Genomic DNA, 6,326 nt, shown 5'->3' with positions numbered 1-6,326 from the left:
AAAGGCTCGGTGTACCTGCTCGGCCGCGATCATCAGCGGCACGCCCCTAAAAGGGCGGGCCATCGGTAGTGGGGTGTGGCGGCTACGGGCTACGCCCTGCGCCGCCACACCCCACTACCGATTCTCATCTTGATTGTCGCGCGACTCTCATCCTGAATGTCGCGCTGCAGCTTCGACCGCCCGATCCTTCTAATGAACAACGGCGCAATGATCTGTCCATGATGCAGGGCGGGGCGAGATGAGCGCCAGAATCCGATCGCCACAGATCGAAAGCACTCCAAAGCGAAGAGGCGCTCAATCCGTTCTTGCATGTCATGTGTGGCGATGAGGAGGCCTTGCCACCAACAATCAGGCAAATTCTCCGAGATGCCAGGGCGCGTCGGTGGGCGCCCGGTGCCGTGCAGCGATAGAATTTCGGCACACCGAATAAAAAGTGCAAAGAATCCGCAAGGTGTTTGAAAAGATCTGTTGAAACTTGAGGTAAGACTCGATAATTTGATTCTCAGGAGTGCAGGCTTTGCCGGGCTCCCCGTGGAAGTGGGCTCGGAGACGAGCGAGACTGGAAGAGGGCGGCGGAAACCCAGCGCCGCCTGTGCCTGAGTTCGCGTGACGGACCCCATAAATTGGCGGGCGGAAACGTAGTCCAGGCAATTTTATATCAGCTGGGCATTACCGGATCGAGGGGAGTAATCAGGTGAGCATTCTTCATTCAAAGACGATTTTAAAAGCGTCAGTCGCGGCGATTTCGCTGGGCTGTATTTCGACGCCATCGCACGCCCAGAGCGAGCCGGCGCCCGTACCTTCGCCTGTCCCAGCGCCCCCGCAGACCGGCGGCGACACCGCGACGACCAACGGAAACGAAGACATCGTTGTCACCGCGACACGCAATTCGCAGCTGCTCAGCAAGGTGCCCCTTAGCATCAGCGCCTTCTCCCAGGAGAAGATGGATTTGCTTGGGGTCAAGACAATCGCCGACATCGCGGCGCTGACGCCCGGCGTTACGTTCACGCAGCGCAAGGCAATTGCCATTCGCGGTATTGTCAGCAACGCAGGTGCCGGCACGACTGGTATCTACATCGACGAGACCCCGGTTCAGATCTATAACGCTGGTGCTTTTGTCACCGATGCCGTTCCGGCACTCTTCGATCTTGATCGCGTCGAGGTCTTGCGTGGCCCTCAGGGCACGTTGTTTGGATCGGGCTCGATGGGGGGTACGGTTCGATACATCACACCTCAACCGAGCCTCACGAAATATTCGGTCTATGCTCGTGGCGAAGCATCATACATCGATAAGGGTGGACCGAATTTTGAAGGCGGCGTGGCAGTCGGCGGTCCTATCATTCAGGACAAGCTGGGCTTCCGGGCGAGCGGCTATTACCGCCGCGACGGGGGTTGGATCGACCGCATCGATCGCGCCACCGGGGCAATCGCCGACAAGCAAGCGAACTGGGGCGAGAGCTATGCGTTGCGCGCAGCGCTGACCTGGAAGCCAATTGACGCAGTTGAGTTGACGCCTGCGATCTTTCACCAGTATCGCTATACCAACACGAGCCAAGGCTTCCCGGTCACTACGGGTGACGGCGCTTCGGCCTCGTGGGAAGGCTTTTCCGACCCGAGCCATGGCATCTTCCGCAGTGGCGCCCGGATTCCTACGCCAGGACGGGATCGCAGTACGCTTTACAGTCTCACGACTAAGATCGAGCTTGGCACGGCTGAGTTGATTGGAAGCACTGCATATTATGAGCGCAAGAATCACAATATCACCGATTCCTCGACGTACGACTCATTCTTTCTAGGCGCGACCATAACCCCGACCAGTGTCAACATTCCGGGATTTGGTGATTGGGATTCCTATGATGAAATCTACACCACGCAGCGTTCCTTCTCTCAGGAAGTGCGTATCCAGTCCGGTCGCCAGCAGTCGTTCCGGTGGGTCGCCGGTATCTTTTACGAGCACAACAAGCAGTTCAATACCGAGTCATTCCATACGCCCAGCCTGGACGCGCTGATTGGCGCGCCCTCGACCGTCCGAGGGGATCTGGGGTTCTTTGGTTCGATCGATTCCAAGAACTCGCAGATCGCGGGCTTCGCGCAGTTTGATTATGATGTTACCGATCGGATCACATTGACGGCCGGCATCCGTAAAGCGCAACTCAAATACAGTTTTAACGGCGAGAATGATGGTTTTTACAACGGCGGTTTAACGTCGGCTAGCGGCAATACGAAGGACAGCCCTTGGACGCCGAAGTTCGGCGCGCAGTTTAAGGTTGACGAAAACAATCTATTTTACGCCAATGTCGCAAAGGGCTTCCGCACCGGGGGGGCCAATGCACCGATCGCGGACACCGTTTGCCGCAACGATCTGGCGGCATCTGGTTTCGCCTCTGCTCCCCCTACTTATGGGTCGGACAGTGTGTGGAATTATGAGGTTGGCGCTAAGAACAAGTTGTTTGGCAACAAGCTCCAGATATCGAGCAGCGTGTTCAGGGTCGATTGGTCGCAAATCCAGTCTCGGCTTTTCCTGCCTTGTGGTTTTTTTATCGTAGCCAATCTCGGCAAGGCCAAGAGCCAAGGTTTCGACGTCCAACTTTCGGCGCGCGTTGCCGATCATCTGACTCTCGGCGCGAATGTCGGATATAATGACGCCAAGTATACGCAGACGCTTGCAACATCATTGCCCGGCGTCAACCTTGTGACCAAGGGCGACAAGTTGCCGATTTCGCCGTGGACGGCGACGGTCACCGGTGATTTTGACTTCGACCTTGGCGGCAAGTCATCCTATGTCCACGCGGAATATCGCTACCAGAGCGGATATCCCAATCTCATTGAGCAGAATCCTGCCAACACTACGTTCAATCCGAACTATTATGATCGTTCGGCGACGCATCTCGTCTATCTGCGGGCTGGAATGCGATTTGACGCACTAGATGTTTCGGTATTCGCGAATAATCTGTTGAACAGCCACACCACTACAGGTCGCGCCAGCGACAACGGGACCTCACTGTTCATCATCAATAATCTGCAGCCGCGTGTGATCGGCATGACGCTCACCTACCGGCGCTGAGGGCGTTGCGCTGTCCCACGGACAGCTTCGAGCGGCCGCGGCGACGAGGAGTTCGCTGCGGCCGTTTTTGCGAGATGGGGGGCGACGGCTGCAATTCGCTATAGATCATACGATCTTTATGATGTATAAGAGAGCATATGATCTTATATCGGAAGGCGTTTTCCATGGATCCGCGTTGCGCTCGCTATTCCGTCACGATCGAAAATCGAATGGACAGTCACTATCCGAACGATGTCTTGCCAGGCGGCACGAGCGTCGAGCTGTTCGGCGTGGCCAGCACCAAGATGGCGATGATGCTGGACGGCGCCATCGGCTTCATGCGGGCGTTTGGGGAACTGGAATTCGTCGCGCCCGCCTATCAGGGGGATTTCGTTCGAGTGACGGCGCAAGTCTTGACCGTAGGCCGCACGTCGCGCCGGCGCTCATACGAAGCTTATGTTGCGCCGCGCGTCTACGGTATGAGCGACAATTCATCGCACCGCGAAGTGCTGGATGAACCGATACTGATCGCGCGTGGCGTCGGGGTCGCCGTGACCCCACTCGAATCCCAGCGGCGGACGCCGGCCGAGTGCCGACCCGGCCAGCCCTGACCGGGCTGCGACCAGCTGGTTTTCCTTCCCTGCCATCCGATCCATCGAAGGGTTTTCCGTTAAAATGTCGAGACTAGAGGTGCTGTCGCAGAAGGTTCCGCCTTACTCTGAACGGCGCGCGCAAATAGAGGCCGAGCCTTTGCCCGAGAATCTCGGTGCGCTTCTGGATGAGGCGGCCGCTGAGGCTCCTGATACGGTGGCGCTGAATTTCTTCGAGGACGGCGAAACGCTTACCTATCGCGAGTTGCAGGCGCGGGTGAACCGATTGGCCAGTGGGATGGTTGCCCGTGGTATTGGCAAGGGCTCCCATATTGGCGTGATGATCCCCAACATATCAGCGTTTCCGATCAGCTGGCTGGCGATCGCGCGGATCGGTGCGGTGATGATCCCGATCAATATCGCTTATACTGGTCGCGAACTCGAATATGTGCTGGAAACGGGCGATGCGGATTACCTGCTGATCGACGAAAGTTGTCTGCCCGTATTGGCCGAAGTGCCGGGAGCGCCCGTGGCTACGGCCTCCGATCGAGTTTTCGTGCGTGGAGGCGGCTCGGAGACGTATCGATCCTGGGATGCGCTGGCCGATGGGCAACCGGATGTGCCTGGAGCGTTCGAGGCGGTCGACCGCGACGACCTGCTCAATATCCAGTTCACGTCCGGCACCACCGGATTCCCGAAGGGGTGCATGCTGACGCAGGACTATTGGCTGCTGATCGGCAAGCAGGCTGCTTCGCGCGATGGGCGTCGTTATCTGCGCATCCTGGCATCCACGCCTTTCTTCTACATGGACCCGCAATGGGGTTTCCTGATGGCGATGTATCAGCGCGGTACGCTCTTTGTGGCGCGCCGCCAGAGTGGGTCGCGCTTCATGAAATGGGTGCGTGAACACCGCATCCAATTCGGGCTGCTGCCAGAGGTGGTCTTCAAGCAGCCGTCGACGCCGGAGGATGGCCAGAACGAAGTAATCCGAATGAATATCTACGGCGTCAGTAGGGATCTGCACGCGGCGATCGAGGAGCGCTTCGACCTGGTAGCGCGTGAGGCTTACGGCATGACGGAGATCGGTTCGGGGCTATCGGTGCCGATCGAGGCCGCGGAGAAGGTGGGTTCGGGATCATGTGGCGTCCCCGCGCCCTTCCGTGAAGCGCGGATCGCCGATCCGGAAGGGAACACCTTGCCACAGGGTGAAGTGGGCGAGCTGCTCATTCGCGGGCGATCCATCCTCAAAGGCTATTACAACAATCCGGAAGCCACCGCCGCGTCGTTCCACGGCGAGTGGTTCCGTACCGGCGACCTGTTTCAGCAGGACGACGACGGCTATTTCCGGATCGTCGGGCGGGTCAAAGACATGATCCGCCGTGCTGGCGAAAATATCTCGGCACGCGAGGTTGAGGCGGTGATCGTGGCGTTGCCGGAAGTCGCCGAGGTCGCGGCGTTGCCGGTTAAGGACGACACGCGCGGCGAGGAGATCAAGGTGTGTATCACCCTGCGCGACAGTGCGAGGCTTACAAAGGATTTGCTGCCGACCGTCATCCGGCACTGCCAGGACAATCTCGCGCCGTTCAAGGTGCCGCGCTATTATGCCTTCCCGGCTGAGCTGCCCCATACGGCATCCGGCAAGATCGCAAAGGCGCAGCTGATCGCCGCTAGCCCGGATCTGCGAGCAGGCAGCTATGATCGCGTAACCGAGAGTTGGGTTTCGCAATGACCCTAGGAGAGGCGTTTCTTGGCCAAAACGTTCGGGTTATGGGTCGTCCCCTGACGGGAACGAGAGGAAAGGACGCTTGGCCATGACGATCGACACGTTATTTGCTAAGATTGAGAAAGATTACGATAGCCTGCCCCCTCGGCTCCGCAAGGTGGCGCGCTATGTCATTCAAAATCCCACCACGGTTGCCCTGTCGCCGCTTCGCAAGGTCGCGAGCGGCGCGGGGGTAAGTTCGACTACTTTGATCCGCCTGGCGACCACGCTGGGATTTGATACGTATGATGATTTTCGCGAGCCCTTCCGCGACAGTCTGCGTCCCGGTAGCGAGCGTTATTCCGGCGCCGCGACTCAAATTGTCGACCAACGCGGGGATCATGGTTTTGAGGCCGTCTTCGCGCGAACCGGCGAAACGATTGGCGCGCAGATCACTGAAGTGTTCCAGAGCGTCAGCGCTGCCGACGTAGCTGCCGCCGGCAAGGCTCTCGCCAAGGCGCGCAGGGTCTATGTCCTCGGATTGCGCAGTACCTTCGCTGCCGCCTTCTATTTTCATTACGCAACTCGGTCTTTTCAGGATAATATCCGTCTGATCGACGCGCGCCACGGCATGTTGCTCGACGAGTTCCTCGACATAGGCGAGGACGATGCGCTTCTGGCCATCAGCTTCGATCCCTATCCGACCGAGACGGTGCGATCCGTCAGTCACGCCGCGGAGCGCGGCGCAACGATCGTGGCAATCACCGACAACCGGCTCTCGCCGCTGGCTCAACGCGCCCAGCACGTGTTCATCGTCCCCAATGTGAACTCTTCTTTCTACACGTCGCTGGTGCCCACCCTGGCGTTGCTGGAGGCGCTGATCTCTTTCCTGCTGATGGAGGGTGGGCGTCCCAACGTAGATAAGATCAAGAAGCGTTTCGCCCTTCTCGAGCTGCAGGGCGCCTACTGGAGCGATCGTGGTGACGGCTGA

General features: G+C 58.6%; 4 protein-coding genes. All 4 read left to right on the top strand.

Going from position 1 to position 6,326, the window contains the following annotated elements; all coding sequences use genetic code 11:
- The first annotated feature begins 694 nt into the window (after positions 1–694).
- Positions 695–3,064 (top strand): TonB-dependent receptor, encoded by a 2,370-nt coding sequence (locus tag ABD050_RS24730; protein WP_343892207.1) that lies wholly within the window; start codon positions 695–697, stop codon positions 3,062–3,064.
- A gap of 164 nt (positions 3,065–3,228) precedes the next feature.
- The gene (locus ABD050_RS24725) at positions 3,229–3,654 is read left to right on the top strand and encodes a hotdog domain-containing protein (RefSeq protein WP_343892205.1); all 426 of its coding nucleotides are present in this window, start codon (positions 3,229–3,231) and stop codon (positions 3,652–3,654) included.
- A gap of 79 nt (positions 3,655–3,733) precedes the next feature.
- Positions 3,734–5,362 carry a class I adenylate-forming enzyme family protein gene (locus tag ABD050_RS24720; RefSeq protein ID WP_343892204.1) on the top strand — a complete coding sequence of 543 codons (1,629 nt, stop codon included), beginning with the start codon at positions 3,734–3,736 and terminating at the stop codon, positions 5,360–5,362.
- An 82-nt stretch (positions 5,363–5,444) separates the two neighbouring features.
- Positions 5,445–6,326: a MurR/RpiR family transcriptional regulator gene (locus tag ABD050_RS24715; protein ID WP_343892203.1), complete on the top strand. Its 882-nt coding sequence runs from the start codon at positions 5,445–5,447 to the stop codon at positions 6,324–6,326.

Origin of the sequence: Sphingomonas oligophenolica, from assembly GCF_039522915.1 — a bacterium.
GTDB lineage: Bacteria > Pseudomonadota > Alphaproteobacteria > Sphingomonadales > Sphingomonadaceae > Sphingomonas > Sphingomonas oligophenolica.
This window is presented reverse-complemented; position numbering and strand designations above follow the sequence as displayed.

What these genes read in the sequence shown, in the direction of transcription:
- ABD050_RS24725 (WP_343892205.1), top strand. Translation starts at nt 3,229, where the DNA reads ATGGATCCGCGTTGCGCTCGCTATTCCGTCACGATCGAAAATCGAATG.
- ABD050_RS24715 (WP_343892203.1), top strand. Translation starts at nt 5,445, where the DNA reads ATGACGATCGACACGTTATTTGCTAAGATTGAGAAAGATTACGATAGC.